14 protein-coding genes are annotated in these 16,868 nt (G+C 66.7%); 7 read left to right on the top strand and 7 right to left on the bottom strand.

The features are described 5' to 3' along the window. Window positions 1–33 precede the first annotated feature (33 nt). Window positions 34–669: a TetR/AcrR family transcriptional regulator gene (locus tag HMJ39_RS09405; protein ID WP_194297114.1), complete on the bottom strand. Its 636-nt coding sequence runs from the start codon at window positions 667–669 to the stop codon at window positions 34–36. A 136-nt stretch (window positions 670–805) separates the two neighbouring features. Here HMJ39_RS09405 and HMJ39_RS09400 point away from each other — a divergent pair, with 136 nt between their 5' ends. Both HMJ39_RS09400 and HMJ39_RS09395 read left to right on the top strand, forming a co-directional pair. Continuing rightward, entirely contained in the window at window positions 806–1,912 is a 1,107-nt protein-coding gene (locus HMJ39_RS09400; RefSeq protein WP_194297113.1) for an efflux RND transporter periplasmic adaptor subunit, read from the top strand. Window positions 1,913–1,915: 3 nt separating this feature from the next. Then, a complete protein-coding gene (locus HMJ39_RS09395) occupies window positions 1,916–4,972 on the top strand; it encodes an efflux RND transporter permease subunit (RefSeq protein ID WP_194297112.1) in 3,057 nt (1,018 codons plus the stop codon). On the opposite strand, the gene HMJ39_RS09390 is transcribed toward HMJ39_RS09395, so the two are convergent. Together HMJ39_RS09390 and HMJ39_RS09385 are read right to left on the bottom strand one after the other, a co-directional pair. After that, the gene (locus HMJ39_RS09390) at window positions 4,953–5,606 is read right to left on the bottom strand and encodes a hypothetical protein (protein ID WP_194297111.1); all 654 of its coding nucleotides are present in this window, start codon (window positions 5,604–5,606) and stop codon (window positions 4,953–4,955) included. The genes HMJ39_RS09395 and HMJ39_RS09390 overlap by 20 nt on opposite strands. Before the next feature lie 14 nt (window positions 5,607–5,620). Further along, window positions 5,621–6,361: a hypothetical protein gene (locus tag HMJ39_RS09385; protein WP_194297110.1), complete on the bottom strand. Its 741-nt coding sequence runs from the start codon at window positions 6,359–6,361 to the stop codon at window positions 5,621–5,623. 180 nt (window positions 6,362–6,541) lie between these two features. On the opposite strand from HMJ39_RS09385, the gene HMJ39_RS09380 reads away from it, so the two are divergent. The 3 genes from HMJ39_RS09380 to HMJ39_RS09370 all read left to right on the top strand — a co-directional run bounded on the left by HMJ39_RS09380 (window position 6,542) and on the right by HMJ39_RS09370 (window position 9,901). Continuing rightward, window positions 6,542–7,303 (top strand): TSUP family transporter, encoded by a 762-nt coding sequence (locus tag HMJ39_RS09380; protein WP_228462262.1) that lies wholly within the window; start codon window positions 6,542–6,544, stop codon window positions 7,301–7,303. Between the two features lie 82 nt (window positions 7,304–7,385). Further along, complete coding sequence (locus HMJ39_RS09375; RefSeq protein ID WP_194297109.1) at window positions 7,386–8,777, top strand: hypothetical protein; 1,392 nt, start codon at window positions 7,386–7,388, stop codon at window positions 8,775–8,777. After that, window positions 8,774–9,901 (top strand): zinc-dependent alcohol dehydrogenase family protein, encoded by a 1,128-nt coding sequence (locus HMJ39_RS09370; protein WP_194297108.1) that lies wholly within the window; start codon window positions 8,774–8,776, stop codon window positions 9,899–9,901. The genes HMJ39_RS09375 and HMJ39_RS09370 overlap by 4 nt, the downstream gene beginning before the upstream one ends. A 58-nt stretch (window positions 9,902–9,959) precedes the next feature. On the opposite strand, the gene HMJ39_RS09365 is transcribed toward HMJ39_RS09370, so the two are convergent. Then, window positions 9,960–10,352, bottom strand: coding sequence for a nuclear transport factor 2 family protein (locus HMJ39_RS09365; protein WP_194297107.1), 393 nt, complete (start codon window positions 10,350–10,352; stop codon window positions 9,960–9,962). 188 nt (window positions 10,353–10,540) lie between these two features. Next, the gene (locus HMJ39_RS09360; RefSeq protein WP_194297106.1) at window positions 10,541–11,455 is read right to left on the bottom strand and encodes a recombination-associated protein RdgC; all 915 of its coding nucleotides are present in this window, start codon (window positions 11,453–11,455) and stop codon (window positions 10,541–10,543) included. A gap of 238 nt (window positions 11,456–11,693) precedes the next feature. Here HMJ39_RS09360 and HMJ39_RS09355 point away from each other — a divergent pair, with 238 nt between their 5' ends. Both HMJ39_RS09355 and HMJ39_RS09350 read left to right on the top strand, forming a co-directional pair. Further along, window positions 11,694–13,313: a long-chain-fatty-acid--CoA ligase gene (locus tag HMJ39_RS09355; protein WP_194297105.1), complete on the top strand. Its 1,620-nt coding sequence runs from the start codon at window positions 11,694–11,696 to the stop codon at window positions 13,311–13,313. 271 nt (window positions 13,314–13,584) lie between these two features. Then, window positions 13,585–14,820: a dienelactone hydrolase family protein gene (locus HMJ39_RS09350; RefSeq protein ID WP_194297104.1), complete on the top strand. Its 1,236-nt coding sequence runs from the start codon at window positions 13,585–13,587 to the stop codon at window positions 14,818–14,820. A gap of 173 nt (window positions 14,821–14,993) precedes the next feature. Here HMJ39_RS09350 and HMJ39_RS09345 read toward each other — a convergent pair whose 3' ends face one another. Continuing rightward, entirely contained in the window at window positions 14,994–16,304 is a 1,311-nt protein-coding gene (locus HMJ39_RS09345; RefSeq protein WP_194297103.1) for a TRAP transporter large permease, read from the bottom strand. Continuing rightward, window positions 16,304–16,858 (bottom strand): TRAP transporter small permease subunit, encoded by a 555-nt coding sequence (locus tag HMJ39_RS09340; protein WP_194297102.1) that lies wholly within the window; start codon window positions 16,856–16,858, stop codon window positions 16,304–16,306. The genes HMJ39_RS09345 and HMJ39_RS09340 overlap by 1 nt, the downstream gene beginning before the upstream one ends. Between the last annotated feature and the right edge of the window lie 10 nt (window positions 16,859–16,868).

The raw sequence follows: 16,868 nt of genomic DNA, 5'->3' as shown, positions 1-16,868 counted from the left end.
TCGCCGTTTTCGGACTCCGGGGCCCGCCCCGGCCTAGGGGGCGTAGCCGCGCAGAAAAACGCGCACCACCTCGCGCACATGGGCCTCGGTCTCGGCCTGGCCCGGCGGTTGCGCGCAGCCGATCAGCACCTGCATATGCCGGCAGCTTTGCAGCATGCCGAAGAACAGCTCGGCGGCGCCCCAGGGATCGTCCAGGGCAAGCAGGCCCTGATCCCCGGCGGTGATCAACAAACGCTCCATTTCCTTGAGGGTGCGTTCCGGCCCCGCCTCGAAGAACAGCCGGGCCATTTCCGGATCCTGGCTGGCCAGACTGGTCATGAGCCGCTCAAGGCCAATGGCTTCCTCGCTGTTGATGAGTTCCATGAAGGCATGACCGATGCGCTCCAGCACCCGGGGCAGAGCGTCATCGCTCTCCAGGGAAAACATAGGAAAGGGCATCAGGCCCTGGCACTTGGCCTCCACGGCGGCGGCGAACAGCGTCGCCTTGTCGGAGAAATGGCTGTAAACGGTGAGCTTGGAGACTCCCGCTTCGGCGGCCACGGCATCCATGCTGGTCCCCGAGAAACCCTGGGCAAGGAACAGGGCCTTGGCGGCATCCAGAATCGCCTGGCGTTTGGCCGGGTCCTTGGGCCGGCCGCGCAGGCCAGTCTGGGGGTCATTATCGGACATGTCGCTCCAAATGGCCTTCCAAATACTGGACCAGTAAGTTCAATAAAATTACTATACCGGCGAGTATAGCATTTCCGATGCGCTAACCGGCGCTTTTTTTACGTGATTCCACAATAACGCTCCGAGGGTCCACGCCATGTTCCGTCCTCTCTTGCTTGCCTTGACGCCGCTGGCCTTGACGCTGGCCGCCTGCTCCCCGGCGGAGCCCCAGGGCGAGGTGAAGCCCCGCCCGGCCCTGGTGGTGCAGCCGGAGGGCGCCGACACCCTGATGGATATTTTTCCCGGCGAGGTGCGCGCCCGCTATGAGCCGGAGCTGGCGTTCCGCATCGGCGGCAAGATCAGCCGCCGGCTGGTGACCGTGGGCGACCGGGTCGAGCAGGGCCAGCCCCTGGCGGAGCTGAACGCCGAGGACGTGGGTCTGGAACTGGACGCCGCCCGCGCCCGGCTGGCGTCCGCCCGCGCCGACCACCGTCTGGCCGCCAGCGAGCTGGAGCGCTACCGGCCGCTGGTGGAGCGCGGCGTGGTGAGCCGTTCCCAGTTCGACAGCGTGGAAAGCCGCTTCCAGGCCGCCGAAGCCCAGCTCAAGCAGGCCCGGGCGCAGATGGACGTGGCCCGCAACCAGGCCGGCTACGCGGTGCTGGAGGCTCCGGAGAATGGCGTGATCGCCCGGAGGCTGGCGGAGGCCGGCCAGGTGGTGGCCGCCGGCCAGACGGTGTTCGTGCTGGCCGTGGACGGCGACCGGGAGGTGCGCATCGACCTGCCGGAGCAGGACATCGACCGCTTCCAGGTGGGCGACGAGGTGGCCATCGAACTGTGGTCCCGGCCCGGCGACACCTTCCCCGGCCATATTCGCGAGCTGGCGCCGTCGGCGGACCCGGCATCACGCACCTTCGAGGCAAGGGTCGCTTTCGACAACGACGAAGTCGGCGCCGATCTGGGCCAGAGCGCCCGGGTGCTGGTGCACGGCGGCAACGGCGAGGCGCTCAGTCTGCCGCTGTCGGCGGTCACCGCCGACGACGGTGACGCCTACGTGTGGGTGGTGAACCCGGACGACCTGACCCTGACCAAAACCCCGGTGGAAACCGGTGCCTACCACGCCGAGCGGGTGCCGGTGCTGGCCGGCCTGGGCACGGACGCCTGGGTGGTGGCGGCCGGCACCCAGGTGCTGCGCGACGGCCAGACCGTGAAGCCGGTGGACCGGCAGAACCGGCCGCTGCACCTGAACCGCACGGACGGGGAGTAAGCGATGCGCTTCAACCTTTCCGAATGGGCGCTGCGCAACCGCACCCTGGTGCTCTACGCCATGATCGTGCTGGGTGCCCTGGGGGCCCTCTCCTACAGCCAGCTCGGCCAGAGCGAGGACCCGCCCTTCACCTTCAAGGTGATGGTGGTGAATACGGTCTGGCCCGGGGCCAGCGCCAAGGAAGTGTCGCGGCAGGTCACCGAACGCATCGAGAAGAAGCTGATGGAGACCGGGGATTACGACCGCATTACCTCGTTCTCGCGACCGGGCCAGTCCCAGGTGCTGTTCATGGCCCGCGACGACATGCACTCCCGGGAAATCCCGGATCTCTGGTACCAGGTGCGCAAGAAGGTGGGCGACATCCGCCACACCCTGCCCCAGGGCATCCAGGGCCCATTCTTCAATGACGAATTCGGCACCACCTTCGGCAACATCTACGCCCTCACCGGCCCGGGCTTCGACTACGCGCTGATGAAGGACTACGCGGACCGCATCCAGCTGGCCCTGCAGCGCGTGGAGGACGTGGGCAAGGTGGAGCTGGTGGGCCTGCAGGACGAAAAGGTGTGGGTGGAAATCTCCAACACCAAGCTGGCCTCCCTGGGCATTCCCATGGGCGCGGTGCAGCAGGCGCTGCAATCCCAGAACACGGTGGCCGAGGCCGGCTTCTTCGAGACCCCCAGCGACCGGGTGCGGCTGCGGGTGAGCGGCCAGTTCGAATCCGTGGACGAAATCCGCCGCTTCCCGATCCGCGCCGAGGGCCGCACTTTGCGTCTGGGCGACATCGCCGACGTCTACCGGGGCTTCAGCGACCCGCCCCAGCCGCGCATGCGCTTCATGGGCGAGGACGCCATCGGCATCGCCGTGTCCATGAAGGAAGGCGGCGACATCCTGGCCCTGGGCGAGCACCTGGACGGAGAGTTCAAGCGGCTGCAGGAAACCCTGCCGGCCGGCCTGGAGCTGCGCAAGGTGTCGGACCAGCCGGCGGCGGTGGAACACGGCGTCGGCGAGTTCGTGCAGGTACTGATCGAGGCCCTGGTGATCGTGCTGCTGGTGAGCTTCTTCTCCCTGGGGGCGCGCACCGGCCTGGTGGTGGCCTTGTCCATTCCCCTGGTGCTGGCGATGACCTTCGCGCTGATGAACTACTTCGACATCGGCCTGCACAAGATTTCCCTGGGCGCCCTGGTGCTGGCCCTGGGCCTGATGGTGGACGACGCCATCATCGCCGTGGAAATGATGGCGATCAAAATGGAGCAGGGCCTGAGCCGCATGAAGGCGGCGGGCTTCGCCTGGACCAGCACCGCCTTTCCGATGCTCACCGGCACCCTGATCACCGCCGCCGGTTTCCTGCCCATCGCCACGGCGGAATCCGGCACCGGCGAATACACCCGCTCGATCTTCCAGGTGGTGACCCTGTCGCTGCTGGTGTCCTGGATCACCGCCGTGGTATTCGTGCCCTACCTGGGCGACAAGCTGCTGCCCAACCTGGCGCGCCGGGACGACAGCGGCCAGGTGCATGACCCTTACCAGAAACCCTTCTATCAGCGCTTCCGGCGGCTGGTGCTGTGGTGCGTGCGTTACCGCAAGACGGTGATCGTCGCCACGGTGCTGATCTTCATGGGCGCGGTGGCGTTGTTCCGGCTGGTGCCGCAGCAGTTCTTCCCGCCGTCCGCGCGGCTGGAATTGATGGTGGACCTCAAGCTCCACGAGGGCGCCTCCCTGGAAGCCACCGACGAACAGGCCCGGCGCCTGGAGAAGATGATCGCCGGCAACGACAAGATCGAGAACTACGTGGCCTACATCGGCTCCGGGTCGCCGCGCTTCTACCTTCCCCTGGACCAGCAGCTGCCGGCCGCCAGCTTCGCCCAGTTCGTGGTGCTGACCCGCGACATCGAGGAACGCGAGGAGGTGCGCCGCTGGCTGATCGACACCCTGCACGAGGAATTCCCCACCTTGCGCAGCCGGGTATCGCGGCTGGAGAACGGCCCGCCGGTGGGCTACCCGATCCAGTTCCGGGTGTCCGGGGAGCACATCCCCGAGGTGCGCGCCATCGCCCGCTCGGTGGCCGCCAAGGTACGCGAGAATCCGGAGGTCACCAATGTGCACCTGGATTGGGAAGAGCCCAGCAAGGTGGTGCGCCTGAACATCGACCAGGCCCGCGCCCGGGCCCTGGGCGTGAACAGCGCCGACCTGTCCCGGGCCCTGCAGAGTTCCCTGTCCGGGGTAGTGGTGAGCCAGTACCGGGAAGACAACGAGCTGATCGACGTGGAGGTGCGCGGCGACCGCCGCGAGCGCCACGCCCTGGGCCAGCTCGGCAACCTGGCGGTGCAGACCGAATCCGGCCGCAGCGTGCCGCTCAACCAGGTGGCGACCCTGGAATACGGCTTCGAGGAGGGGGTGATCTGGCACCGCAACCGTTTGCCCACCATCACCGTACGCGCCGACATCTACGGCGACGAACAACCCGCCACCCTGGTCAACCGCATCTGGCCGGACCTGGGCGGCATCCGCGAAGACCTGCCGCCGGGCTATCTGCTGGAGATCGGCGGCACGGTGGAGGAATCCGCCCGTGGCCAGGCCTCGGTGAACGCCGGCATGCCACTGTTCATTCTGGTGGTGGTGACGCTGCTGATGCTGCAGCTGCGCAGCTTCTCGCTGGCCACCATGGTGTTCCTCACCGCGCCCCTGGGGCTGATCGGGGTGACCGTGTTCCTGCTGCTGTTCGGCGAGCCGTTCGGCTTCGTGGCCATGCTCGGCACCATCGCCCTGGCCGGCATGATCATGCGCAACTCGGTGATTCTGGTGGACCAGATCCAGCAGGACATCGACCAGGGCCACAGCCGCTGGGACGCCATCATCGACTCCACCGTGCGGCGCTTCCGGCCCATCGCCCTCACCGCCCTGACGGCGGTGCTGGCGATGATCCCGCTGTCGCGCAGCGACTTCTTCGGGCCCATGGCGGTGGCGATCATGGGCGGGCTGATCGTGGCCACCGCCCTGACCCTGCTGTTCCTGCCGGCGCTCTACGCCGCCTGGTTCCGGGTCAAGGAGCCCGCTCGATAAGCCGCACGCCGTCGAGCAGGGCCTGCAAATCACCGAACGCCCGGGTTTCGCTGAACGGCGCCTCCCGGGGCGGGTCGTACACCTCGCCGTTGGTGCCCTGCACCACCAGGTCGATGGCGTAGCACACGCCACGGTGCGCGGCCCGGTAGGCGTGCACCTTGCGGTAGTGATTCATGGCCGCGTCGCCGCCCTGGAAGGTGGTGAAGGTGACCCCGTCCAGGCTGGCCTGGCCGACGCTCTTCGGTCGCGCCCAGGCGTCCGGTTCGGTGCATCCGGCCAGGGCCGCCGGGTCGCGGCTGGCCCCCACATGGAGCTCGCCGGCGCGAATCCGGTCGGAGCCCTTCAGGCGCAGCACCAGCAGCGCCGCGCCCGGCGCCTCCGGCCCCACGCCCGCGCGCCAGCCGCCTTCATTGAAATAGCCGCCGCGGTCCTCGACGCGCCGTACCCGTTCCTTGGGGTAATCCAGGGCGATGCCGTAGTCCCGATTCTCGTAACGGGCCTGGGGCGCGCCGGAGGCGACGGCGGTGCTGCGCGCGCCGCCGTCGCCCAGGGAAGGGCCGCCCAGGGAAGAAGAGTCACAGCCAGCCAGGGTCACCAGGGCCGCCAGCAAAGAAGAAGTGATCAGAACACGCATCGCTCAAGCGTCCCTCACTCGGTGAATGCCACGCCGTCCAGGGCGGTCTGTAGGCGGGTCAGGGCCTCGGCGGCGCCCTCGCCTTCGCCGTCGCCCCGGGCGATCAGATCAATGGCGTAACAGGCTTCGCCGTAGGTGGCGCGATAGCTTTGCACCGTGCGGAAGCCCTGGTCGTCGGTTTCGGTGATTTCGAAGCGGCGGAACGGCACGCCGTCCAGGCTGCGGGTGGCCTCGGTATCGCCGGCCTGCTCTGAGGGCTGGTCCTTGCAATGGCTGAGCCCCTGGGTGCCCCGGCTGGCGCCGAGCTGGAAGCGCAGGTCCCGGTCGCCGGGCACCGCCAGGGTGAGCAACCGCTGGCCGTCCATGTCGTCGCCGGCGAACGCTTTCCAGGCGGCGTCCTGGTCCGCCTGGCCGGCGTTGTCGGCGCCTTCCAGCTCGCCGGCGGCGTGGTTCACCACCTCCAGCTCCCGGGGGAAGGTGACCTGGATGCGGTAGTCGCTGCTTTGGTACACCGCCGCCTGGTCCGCGTTCAGGTCTTCGCCGTGGCCCTGGGCGGAGGGTGCGTCGGCGGTGCCGCCGGCGGTGGCCGGGCTGGCCTCGCCGCCGCCCTGGCTGCCCACCTGGCCGCCGTCACCGGTTTCCTCGATGGGCGGATGGGGCACGGCGGCGTCCTGTTCCTGTTTGTCGTCGTCCGGCGGCTGGCAGCCGGCCAGCAGCAGGGTGCCGGCGGCCATGATGGCGATGGAATAGCGCATGGGGTCCTCCTTGAAGCCTGACCAACATTGGACCTCATGCTAGAAGGAAAGGCGCCCCGGGTGCTTCACGACTTTACAGTCTTTAACCGCCGCGGGCGCTCTTTAACCGCCGCGGGCGCTCTTTCATGGCCACGGGCGCCGGAGTAGAGTGAGCGCCGCGACCACCGGCGGGGAACGGGCTTGGAACTGGAACTGACAACGCTGCTGATGCTCGGCGGCCTGGCGCTGCTGGCCGGCTTCATCGATACCCTGGCCGGCGGCGGCGGCCTGCTCACCCTGCCCGGCCTGCTGCTGGCCGGCCTGCCGCCGGTGCAGGCCCTGGCCACCAACAAGCTGCAGGGCACCTTTGGCTCCGGCATGGCCACCTTCACCCTGCTGCGGCTGCGGCGGTTCTCGCCGGCGGCGGTGCGCCGGCCGTTTCTGTGGGCGCTGGCGGGCAGCGCCGTGGGCACGGTGGTGGTCCAGGTGGTGCACACCGACGCCCTGGAGATCCTGGTGCCCATCGTGCTGGCGATCATCGCCCTGTACTTCCTGCTCACGCCCGGCGCCGGCCGGGTGGAACGGGCGCCGCGTCTGGGCGCCGCCCTCTACGAACGCACCGTGGTGCCCGCCATCGGCTTCTACGACGGCTTCTTCGGCCCCGGCACCGGTTCCTTCTTTTCCCTGGCGGAGGTGGCCCTGCGCGGCCGCGAACTGATCACCGCCACCGCCCACGCCAAGGCGTTCAACTTCGCCAGTAACATCGCTTCGCTGACGCTGTTCGTGATCGGCGGCAAGGTGCTGTGGCTGGTGGGCGCCACCATGATCCTGGGCCAGATGCTGGGCGCCTGGCTGGGCGCCCACGCGGTGCTGCGCGGCGGCCAGCGGCTGATCCGGCCGCTGATCGTGCTGATGTGCCTGGCCATGATCGCCCGCTATCTGTACGGCGTGGTGCAAACTTGAGGCGGCAACGGTTGACCCGGTGTACCGGACCTCTACAGTATTTCCATAATTTCAAAATACTATTTCAGCTCGGGTAGCCATCATGACCGATTACCGCCGCGCGGACGGCGAGACCCGCTACTGGCCCTTGGGTCCGTTCAAGGTCCGTCTGCCGTTCCTGCATTACCGATTCGAGTGGCCCGATTACTTCCAGGGGCTGCTGATGTGCGCGGTGGACCTGGCCGCGATTCCGCTGATGACCGAGCTGCTTGGCATGCCTTTCGAAGCGGCGCTGGCGGTGGTGCTGCTCAACGGCCTGCTCTACCTGGCCCACCATCTGCTGGGCGACCCGGTGGTGCCGGGCTGGATCACGCCGGCGATTCCGCTGCTTATCGCCTACTGCCAGACCTTCCCGGAGGGCCCGGAGCGGGTGCACGCGCTGATTGCCTTCCAGTTACTGCTGGGCCTGTTCTGTATCGGCCTGGGCATTACCGGCCTGTCGCGCAAGGTGGTGGGCCTGGTGCCCCCGGCGATCAAGGCGGGCATCATCATGGGCGCCGGCATCGCGGCGGTGATTTCGGTGTTCGAGGTGGGCGGCCGCTTCGAAAGCTTCCCCTGGACCATTTCCATCGCCATCGGCATCGCCTTCTATCTGATTTTTTCCCGCCACTTCGCCTGGCTGAAAAGCCGCAATCGCTTCTGGGGCCTGCTGGGCAAGCTCGGCATTTTCCCGATCATCGCCCTGGCCATCATTATCGCGCCGCTGTTCGCCGAGGCCCCCTGGCCCACCATCGAATGGGGTTTTACCTCACCGGATTTCATGACCCTGTGGAATGAGTACACGGTGTTTGGGCTGGGCCTGCCGTCGCCGGAAATGTTCCTGCAGGCGGTGCCCACCATGCTGGCCGCCTACATCGTGCTGTTCGGCGACGTGCTTCAGGGTAAGGCGCTGCTTACCGAGGCGGACGAGGCGCGCCGCGACGAGAAGATCGACTACGACCCGGACCGGGCACACATGATTTTCGGCGGCCGCAACGCCACCATGAGCATCATCGGCCCGGACGTGGCCATGTGCGGTCCGCTGTGGGCGGCCATGCACGTGGTGATCGTGGAGCGCTTCAAGGAAGGCCGCAAGGCGATGGATTCCATCTTCGGCGGCGCCGGCTCGTTCCGCTGGGGCACCAACACCGGGCTGATTCTGATGCCCATCGTCAGCCTGGTGGAGCCGATTCTCGGCGTGGCGCTGGCCCTGACCCTGCTGATCCAGGGCTATGTGAGCGTGCGCATTGGCATTCTCGAAGCACGCAGCCAGCGTGACCTGGGCATCGCCGGCGTCACCGCCGCGGTGCTGGCCACCCAGGGCGCCACCTGGGCGTTCGCCGTGGGCGTGGCGCTATGCTTCCTGATCTATGGCCGCCGCTTCTTCAGCGGCGAGAACGACCAGACCTTTACCAAGGACCTTGAACCCCGGAACAACCAAGAGGACACCCCATGAAAACCCGCGCGGCAGTACTTCGGGAAATGGGCGCCGAGCGCCCCTATGGCACCTCCCAACCGCTGAAGATCGAAGAGGTGGAGCTGGACGCTCCGGAGCACGGCGAAATTCTGGTGCGGGTGCGCGCCGCCGGCCTGTGCCACTCGGACCTGTCGGTGATCGACGGCAACCGGCCCCGGCCGCTGCCCATGGCCCTGGGCCACGAAGCCGCCGGCGAGGTGCTGGAAGTAGGCCCCGGCGTCACCGACCTGGAGGTGGGCGACCACGTGGTGTTCTCGTTCGTGCCCAGCTGCGGCACCTGCGATTACTGCCTGGGCGGCCGCGCCGCCCTGTGCGCCCCGGGCGCGGTGGCCAACAACGAAGGCGTGCTGCTGGGCGGCGGCCACCGGCTGCACCAGGGCGACACCACCGTGAACCACCATCTGGGCGTATCCGGCTTCGCCGAGCACGCGGTGACCTCACGCCGCTCGGCGGTCAGGATTCCCAAGGATCTGCCGTTCGACATCGCCGCCGTGTTCGGCTGCGCGGTGCTCACCGGCGTGGGCGCGGTGGTGCACACCGCCGGTCTGCGCGCCGGCCAGTCGGTGCTGGTGGTGGGCCTGGGCGGCGTGGGACTGTCCGCGGTGCTGGGCGCGGTGGCCGGCGGCGCCCGCCAGGTGATCGCCGCCGACATCGCCCAGGACAAACTGGACATGGCGAAATCCCTGGGCGCCACCCATGTGGTGAACTCCACCGACGAGGACGCGGTGGAGCAGGTCAAGGCCATCAGCGGCGGCGGCGTCGACATCGCCGCGGAATTCGCCGGCGTCGGTCCGGCCCTGGAATTCGCCTTCGCCGCCACCGGCAAGGGCGGCAGCACGGTCACCGCCGGCCTGCCCCACCCCAGCACGCGGCTGGCGGTGAGCCCGGTGCAGATGGTCGCCGAGGAACGGCGCTTCCTGGGCTCCTACCTGGGCGGCCACGTGCCGGCGCTGGATATTCCCGAGTACATCGCCCTGTACCAGGCCGGCCGCCTGCCGGTGGACAAGCTGCTTACCCACCGGCTCAAGCTGGACGAGATCAACGAAGGGTTCGAGCGGCTCGCCAAGGGCGAAGCGATCCGGCAGGTGATTGTTTTCGACTAGCGGCCTGTCGGCCGCGATACAGGGTGCATCCTGTATCGGGCCCGCCTTGGCGGGCCCTTTATTTTTTCAGGCGCTCCAGCATGGCGCCCATCATTTCGTGAATCTTGTTGACCCCTTTCAGCGGGCGCACCATCACCTTGAAGTCGTCGATGCGGCCGTCCGCGTCGCAGTGGATGATGTCCACGCCGTTGAGGTGAATGCCGTCCAGGTTGGTGCTGAACTCCAGCATGGCGTTGTCACCCTGGAGGATCTCCCGCTCGTAGCGGAAGTGCTCGTTATTGAGGGTGTGCAGGGCGGCGGTGAGGTACATCCTGGTGATCGCCTTGCCTTCCTGGGGGGTGTGCACCACCGGCGAGTGGAATACCACGTTGTCGGCCAGCAGCTCGTCCAGCTCGTTGGCGTCCTTGCTCTCCACCAGGCGGTGCCAGCGTTGGATGGTTTGTTCGATCATGCGGGGGCTCCCTTGTCAGTGTTTACAGTGTAAACATTTAGACGGGACTGTAGCGTTTTTGGCGGGTTGGGGCCAGCCCTGGAGCAGGTAGCCATGACGGCGCCGGGTATCGCGACTGAAGCGGAACGCCGCCCGGCCGCTCCTACAACTTACTGCCGCCGCAGGAGCGACTTCAGTCGCGATCCGCTTCAGTCGGCGCCAGGACCGCTCTCGGCCTTGACCTCGAAGTAGTTGTAGAGCGCATCCAGTACCGCGCGCAGGGTGCCGCCCTGGAGCTCCAGGCGCGCCATCATTTCGTCCAGGGCGTCTTCGGCGTTGATGCCGTCCAGGTTTTCCTGGATCAGGTCCAGGGGCTTGAGGCGCTTGATGGCGAAATCCTGCTGCAGGTCGAATTCGATCTCGTCCTTCCAGGCCAGGTTGACCTTCACCGCCGCCAGCTCCTCCAGGTGGGCGAGGATCTCGTCGCGGCCCAGGTCCAGGGCGGTGATACGCACGCTGGCGCCATCGCCGTTCTTGAATTCACAGCGGTCGCCCAGGGTGAAGCCGTCGGGCAGCCCGCGCGGGTCGCGCAGCCAGCCGGCGAAGGCGGCGGTGGTGGCCGAGGGTGCCGTGGGGCGGGTCACCGGCAGGGAATCCAGGGCCTTGCGCAGGGCCGACACCACCTGTTCGGAGCGGCTTTCCGAACCGCAGTCCACCATCACCCGGCGGCGCTGGGGGTCGATCAGCACGCCGGTGCGCCGGGAGCGGGTGAAGGCTTGGGGCAGCAGCTCGAAGGTGATCTGATCCTTCAGCTCGGAGCGCTCCTTGCGGCCTACCGGCCGGCCCTCGCGGTCGCGGATTTCCTCCACCCGGGCGTCCAGCTCTTCCTTGACCACCGGGCCGGGCAGCAGCCGGGTGATTTCCTGGTGCACCACGTAGAAATAGCTGCCGGCGGCCACCACCATGCGGTCCTCGTTCTTCAGCGGCGGCACGAAGCCCTCGCTGCTCGGGCTCTGGCGGCCACAGGGCGGGCAGCGGTGCGCGTCCAGGCGCTCCTCCAGTTCGGCGGCGGACCAGTCGAAAGTCTCGCTGCCCAGGAAAACGGTGAGGTTCTTGATCCACATAGCGGGGTTCCGAAAAGCGGCTTGGCGAAAGGGCGGCCACATTAGCCCAGGCATCCGGTCCGCTCAAGGCCCGGAGGGTCAAGCCGGCTTATTCAGTTTCGGGTGGCAAACCCGTTTCCTTTCACACGGACACGACCGGCGCGACCGCACCCTGGTCAATCGGGATTTGACAGCTCCCTCGGATACGGCAAATCTCGAAAGTCTCACAACAACAACGCCAAGCACTGGGAGAGCACATATGCTAGGCCAGATGATGAACCAGCCGCTGCTGATCAGCAGCCAGATCCGCCACGCCGCCCGTTACCACGCCGATGGAGAAATCGTTTCCGTGGAAACCGGCGGCGGCCTGCACCGCACCAACTGGGGAGAGGTGGAACAGCGCGCCCGCCGCCTGGGTTCCGCCCTGCTGGGTCTGGGCCTGGAACGCAGCGACCGGGTGGCCACCCTGGCCTGGAACAACCACCGCCATCTGGAAATCTACTTCGGCGTGTCCGGCGCCGGCCTGGTCTGCCACACCATCAACCCGCGCCTGTTCCCGGAACAATTGGTCTACATTTTCAACCACGCCGAGGACAAGGTCCTGTTCATCGACAAGACCTTCCTGCCGCTGATCGAGGCCCTGCGGGACAAGCTGCCCAAGCTGGAGCATGTCTATCTGCTCGGCGAAAAGGACGACGAGGCCGCCGCCAAGGTGCCCGGCCTGAAGTTCTACGAGGACCTGATCGCCCAGGGCGACGACGGCTTCGAATGGCCGGAGTTCGACGAGAACACCGCCTCCAGCCTGTGTTACACCTCCGGCACCACCGGCAACCCCAAGGGCGCGCTCTATTCCCATCGCTCCACGGTGCTGCATTCCATGGCCGTGGCCCTGCCGGACAGCCTGGCGCTGACCGCCCGGGACTGCCTGCTGCCGGTGGTGCCCATGTTCCATGTGAACGCCTGGGGGATTCCGTACGCGGCGGCCATGGTGGGCGCCAAGGTGGTGCTGCCCGGCCCGGGCCTGGACGGCGACAGCCTCAAGAACCTGATCAACAGCGAGGAAGTGACCTGCGCCGCCGGCGTGCCGACCCTGTGGCAGGGCCTGATCGGCGCGCTCAAGAAGGCCGGCGAGAAGGTGCCCAGCCTGACCCGCACGGTGATCGGCGGCTCCGCCTGCCCGCCCTCCATGATCACCACCTTCCGCGACGACTACGGCGTGGACACCCTGCACGCCTGGGGCATGACCGAGATGAGCCCGGTGGGCTCGGTGAGCACCCTGCTGCACAAGCACATGGCGCTGTCTCCGGAAGAACAGGCGGCGATCCGCGCCAAGCAAGGGCGGCCGCCGTTCGGCGTGGACCTGATGGTGGGCGACGAAGAGGGCAACGAGCGCCCCATGGACGGCGACACCCAGGGCGACCTGTACGCCAAGGGCCACTGGGTGATCAGCGGCTACTTCAACGTGGACACGCCGGCGCCGCACAAGCAGGGCTGGTTCCCCACCGGCGACATCGCCACCCTGGACCCGAACGGCATCCTCACCATCAAGGACCGCTCCAAGGACGTGATCAAGTCCGGCGGCGAGTGGATCAGCTCCGTGGAGCTGGAGAACATCGCCATGGGCATGGAGCAGGTGACGGACGCGGCGGTGATCGCCGCCAAGCACGCCAAATGGGACGAGCGCCCGCTGCTGATCGCGGTGAAAGCCGAGGGCCAGGATCCGTCCGAGCAGGACGTGCTGGCCGGCTTCGAGGGCAAGGTGGCGTCCTGGCAGGTGCCGGACGCCGTGGTGTTCGTGGACGAGTTGCCGCGCAACGCCACCGGCAAGGTGCTCAAGACCAAACTGCGCGACGAGTACGAGAACCACCTCCTCGATTGAACCTGGCACGCCTGATCGCGACGCCTGATCGCGACTGAAGTCGCTCCTACAAATTCCCGCCCCCGTAGGAGCGGCCGGGCGGCGTACCGGTTCAGCCGCGATTCGAGCCTGCGACAGGACCACGGCGGCATGGAGACACGATCGCGGATGAAGGGGGCCACCGTGCGCCGCCTGCATCCTGAATCCTGAATCCGGGTTCCCCCCTCCCCTTTCGACAGCTTCCTGAAGCGCTGCTAGGCTTTTCGCTTTCCGCGGACAATAAGGAAACACCATGGGAGAGTTCATCGACGTCACCGCGAAGGACGGTGGCCGATTCCGGGCGTATCTGGCGCTGCCACCGGCGGGCAAGGGCCCGGGCCTGGTGGTCGGCCAGGAGATCTTCGGCGTCAACGCCACCATGCGCGAGGTGGCCGATCGCTACGCGGAAGAGGGCTATGTGGTCCTGGTGCCGGACCTGTTCTGGCGCATCGAGCCGGGCATCGAACTGGGCTACGGCGAAGCGGATTTCCAGCGTGCCTTCGAGCTGTTCCAGACCGTGGACATCGACCTGGCCATCGACGACATCGACGCCACCCTGGAAACCCTGGCGGCGCGCCCGGAGGTCACCGGCGGGGACCTGGGCTTCGTCGGCTTCTGCCTGGGCGGCAAGCTCGCCTACCTGACCGCCGCGCGCACCCGGGTGGCGGTGTCCGTGGGCTACTACGGCGTGGGCATCGAGCAGCATCTGGACGAGGCCGCCCACATCAAAGGGCGGCTGGTGCTGCACTTCGCCGAACTGGATGATTTCTGCGACGAGGCCACCCGCAACCACATCGTCACCGCCCTGGGCGGCTCGGTGAGCAAGCTGGAGACCTTCGTCTACCCGGGCGTGGACCACGCCTTCGCGCGCCCCGGCGGCGACCATTTCCACAAGCCCGGCGCCGACATGGCCCACGAGCGCACCATGGCGGCGCTGAAACGGGAGATCGGCCCGGACTTCGACCTGTCGGCCCTGTGGGACGAGCACTGCCTGCATGAATTCGCCACCCGGGACGTGGACGCCACCATGGCGACCATGGTGGCCGAGCCCTATGTGAACCACATTCCCACCATGACCGGCGGCGTCGGCTACCAGCAGCTCAGCCGCTTCTACCGCAACCATTTCGTGCACGGCAATCCGGACGACATGGCCCTGGTGCCGGTGTCGCGCACGGTGGGCGCCACCCAACTGGTGGACGAGTTCATCCTCAGCTTTACCCACGACCGCGAGATCGACTGGATGCTGCCCGGCGTGGCGCCCACCGGCAAGAAAGTGGAAATCCCCATGCTCGGCGTGATTCGCTTCCGGGGCGACAAGCTCTGCCATGAGCACATCTACTGGGATCAGGCCAGCGTGCTCAAGCAGATCGGCCTGCTGGACTGCGAGGGCCTGCCGGTAGCCGGCGCGGAAACCGCCCGCAAGCTGCTCGACGAGAGCCAGCCTTCCAACACCCTGATGGCGCGCTGGAAGGACAGCGAAGGGAAATAACAAAAGCCCCTGATCGGGACCCGCCGTGAAGCTACCTCGGAGCGTTTCGGCGTGGTCCCCCTTCCGGGACCCTGTCAAACAGGATGTTTGACGGGAGCCCCCATGGACGGGTTCACGGCGTTCCCGGAAGGGGGACCACGCCGAAACGCGGCCCGAATGGAGCGTCCGGAACGCTAGAAGAACAGATCCGGCAGATAGGTGGCGATCTCCGGGAACATCATGATCAGGGCGATGCCCACCACCTCCACCAGCACGAATGGAATCACCGAGACGTAGATGTCCTTCATGGTGATGTTGGGTGGCACCACTCCCTTCAAATAGAAGAGGTTGAACCCGAAGGGTGGCGTCATGTAGCCGATCTCCATGTTGATCACGAACAGGATGCCGAACCATACCGGATCGAAGCCCAGGGCTTTGACGATGGGCAGGAACACCGGCAGCGTGATCAGCATGATGCCCACCGGATCGAGCACCATGGCGAGCAGGAACACGATCAGCATCATGGTAATGATGATCGCCCAGGGTCCACCGGGAATGCCGGTGATCAGCCCCTGAATCATCTCCTGGGCACCCATGCTCTGATAGGCCGCGCTGAAGGCGTGGGCGGCGAACAGAATCCACATGATCATGCCGGTGAGCTTGAAGGTACGCAGGGCCGCGTCCCGCATCAGCTCCCAGGACATGCGCCGGTACACCAGCGCGGAAATCAGCGCGCCGAGCACGCCCATGGCGGCCGCCTCGGTGGGCGTGGTCACGCCCAGGATGATGGACCCCAGCACCATGAACACGATCAGGATCGGCAGGATCACCGCGCGCAGGGCGGCCATCTTCTCGCCCCAGCTGGCGCGCTCTTCCTTGGGCAAGGCCGGCGCCAGTTCCGGCTGGAAGTAGCAGCGGATGATGATGTAGGCACAGGTGAGCACCATCAGCAGAATCCCCGGCAGCACGCCCGCGGCGAACATCTGGCCCACGGACACGCCGGTGATCAGCGAGTAGAGGATCATAAGAATGCTGGGCGGAATCAGAATGCCCCAGCCGCCGCCGGTGTTGATGCAGCCGAGCACCATGCGCTTGTCGTAGCCGCGCTCCAGCATGGACGGCAGGGCGATGGTGCCCATGGCCACCACGGCGGCGCCGGAGATGCCGCACATGGCGGCGAAGATGGCGCAGATCGCCAGGGTGCCGATGGCCAGACCGCCACGCAGGCCGCCCCACCACAGGTACATCATGCGATACAGATCCTTCGCCACCCCGGTGCGCTCCAGCACCATGGCCATGAACACGAACAGCGGAATCGCCACCAGGGTGAAGTTGCCCATGGTGCTCCAGATCTGCGAAGCAACCATGTAGAAGGCATCCGGCCCCCAGGTGAAGTACAGGAAGATCACCGAAACACCGCCCAGCACGAAGGTGAGCGGCAGGCCCAGCACCAGGAAGAACAGCAGCGAGCCGAAGAACAGCAGCGTGATCATTTCAATGCTCATCAGATCTGCTCCTCTTCACCGGTGTCGATGCCGTCCTTGAGCACCTCGGCGTTGGCCGGGTTGATGGCCACGGCGATGTCGCGCAGCAGTTTCACGGTGCCCTGCAGGAACACCAGGAACACGGCCACCGGCATGAACGCCTTGACCGGCCACACCGGCGGGTTCCAGGCGGAGTAACTGGTTTCCATGCTTTCGATCGATTCCCAGGCCATGGAGGTGGCGAAATACAAGAACGCCAGAATGAAGATGTAGAACACCACGGAGGTGAAGATGTCGATGATCGCCTGACCGCGCACCGGGATGTGCGAGTACAGCAGGTCCACGTTGACGTGGCCCCGGTGGGCCATCACGTAACCGCCGGCCATGATCGAGTAGATCCCGAACAGGAACTGGGTCAGCTCCGTGGTCCAGACGGTGGGCGAATCGAACGCATAACGGCAGATGACCTCGAACAGCAGCAGCGCGCTCATGACGAACACCAGCAACGCGATCCACCGGCCCAGAAAATCATTCAGGCGGGTCACCCCGTTAATCAGTTTCTGAAGGAAGGACATGGTTCCTCCG

It is taken from the genome of Alloalcanivorax profundimaris, from assembly GCF_015265435.1.
GTDB lineage: Bacteria > Pseudomonadota > Gammaproteobacteria > Pseudomonadales > Alcanivoracaceae > Alloalcanivorax > Alloalcanivorax profundimaris.
Note: the sequence above shows the minus strand (reverse complement) of the source record. Positions and strands in the feature narration are given on the sequence as shown.

Bases quoted from the DNA above. Each gene is read 5' to 3' on its own strand.
- HMJ39_RS09405 (WP_194297114.1), bottom strand. From the start codon at position 669: ATGTCCGATAATGACCCCCAGACTGGCCTGCGCGGCCGGCCCAAGGAC.
- HMJ39_RS09400 (WP_194297113.1), top strand. From the start codon at position 806: ATGTTCCGTCCTCTCTTGCTTGCCTTGACGCCGCTGGCCTTGACGCTG.
- HMJ39_RS09395 (WP_194297112.1), top strand. From the start codon at position 1,916: ATGCGCTTCAACCTTTCCGAATGGGCGCTGCGCAACCGCACCCTGGTG.
- HMJ39_RS09390 (WP_194297111.1), bottom strand. From the start codon at position 5,606: ATGCGTGTTCTGATCACTTCTTCTTTGCTGGCGGCCCTGGTGACCCTG.
- HMJ39_RS09385 (WP_194297110.1), bottom strand. From the start codon at position 6,361: ATGCGCTATTCCATCGCCATCATGGCCGCCGGCACCCTGCTGCTGGCC.
- HMJ39_RS09375 (WP_194297109.1), top strand. From the start codon at position 7,386: ATGACCGATTACCGCCGCGCGGACGGCGAGACCCGCTACTGGCCCTTG.
- HMJ39_RS09370 (WP_194297108.1), top strand. From the start codon at position 8,774: ATGAAAACCCGCGCGGCAGTACTTCGGGAAATGGGCGCCGAGCGCCCC.
- HMJ39_RS09365 (WP_194297107.1), bottom strand. From the start codon at position 10,352: ATGATCGAACAAACCATCCAACGCTGGCACCGCCTGGTGGAGAGCAAG.
- HMJ39_RS09360 (WP_194297106.1), bottom strand. From the start codon at position 11,455: ATGTGGATCAAGAACCTCACCGTTTTCCTGGGCAGCGAGACTTTCGAC.
- HMJ39_RS09355 (WP_194297105.1), top strand. From the start codon at position 11,694: ATGCTAGGCCAGATGATGAACCAGCCGCTGCTGATCAGCAGCCAGATC.
- HMJ39_RS09350 (WP_194297104.1), top strand. From the start codon at position 13,585: ATGGGAGAGTTCATCGACGTCACCGCGAAGGACGGTGGCCGATTCCGG.
- HMJ39_RS09345 (WP_194297103.1), bottom strand. From the start codon at position 16,304: ATGAGCATTGAAATGATCACGCTGCTGTTCTTCGGCTCGCTGCTGTTC.
- HMJ39_RS09340 (WP_194297102.1), bottom strand. From the start codon at position 16,858: ATGTCCTTCCTTCAGAAACTGATTAACGGGGTGACCCGCCTGAATGAT.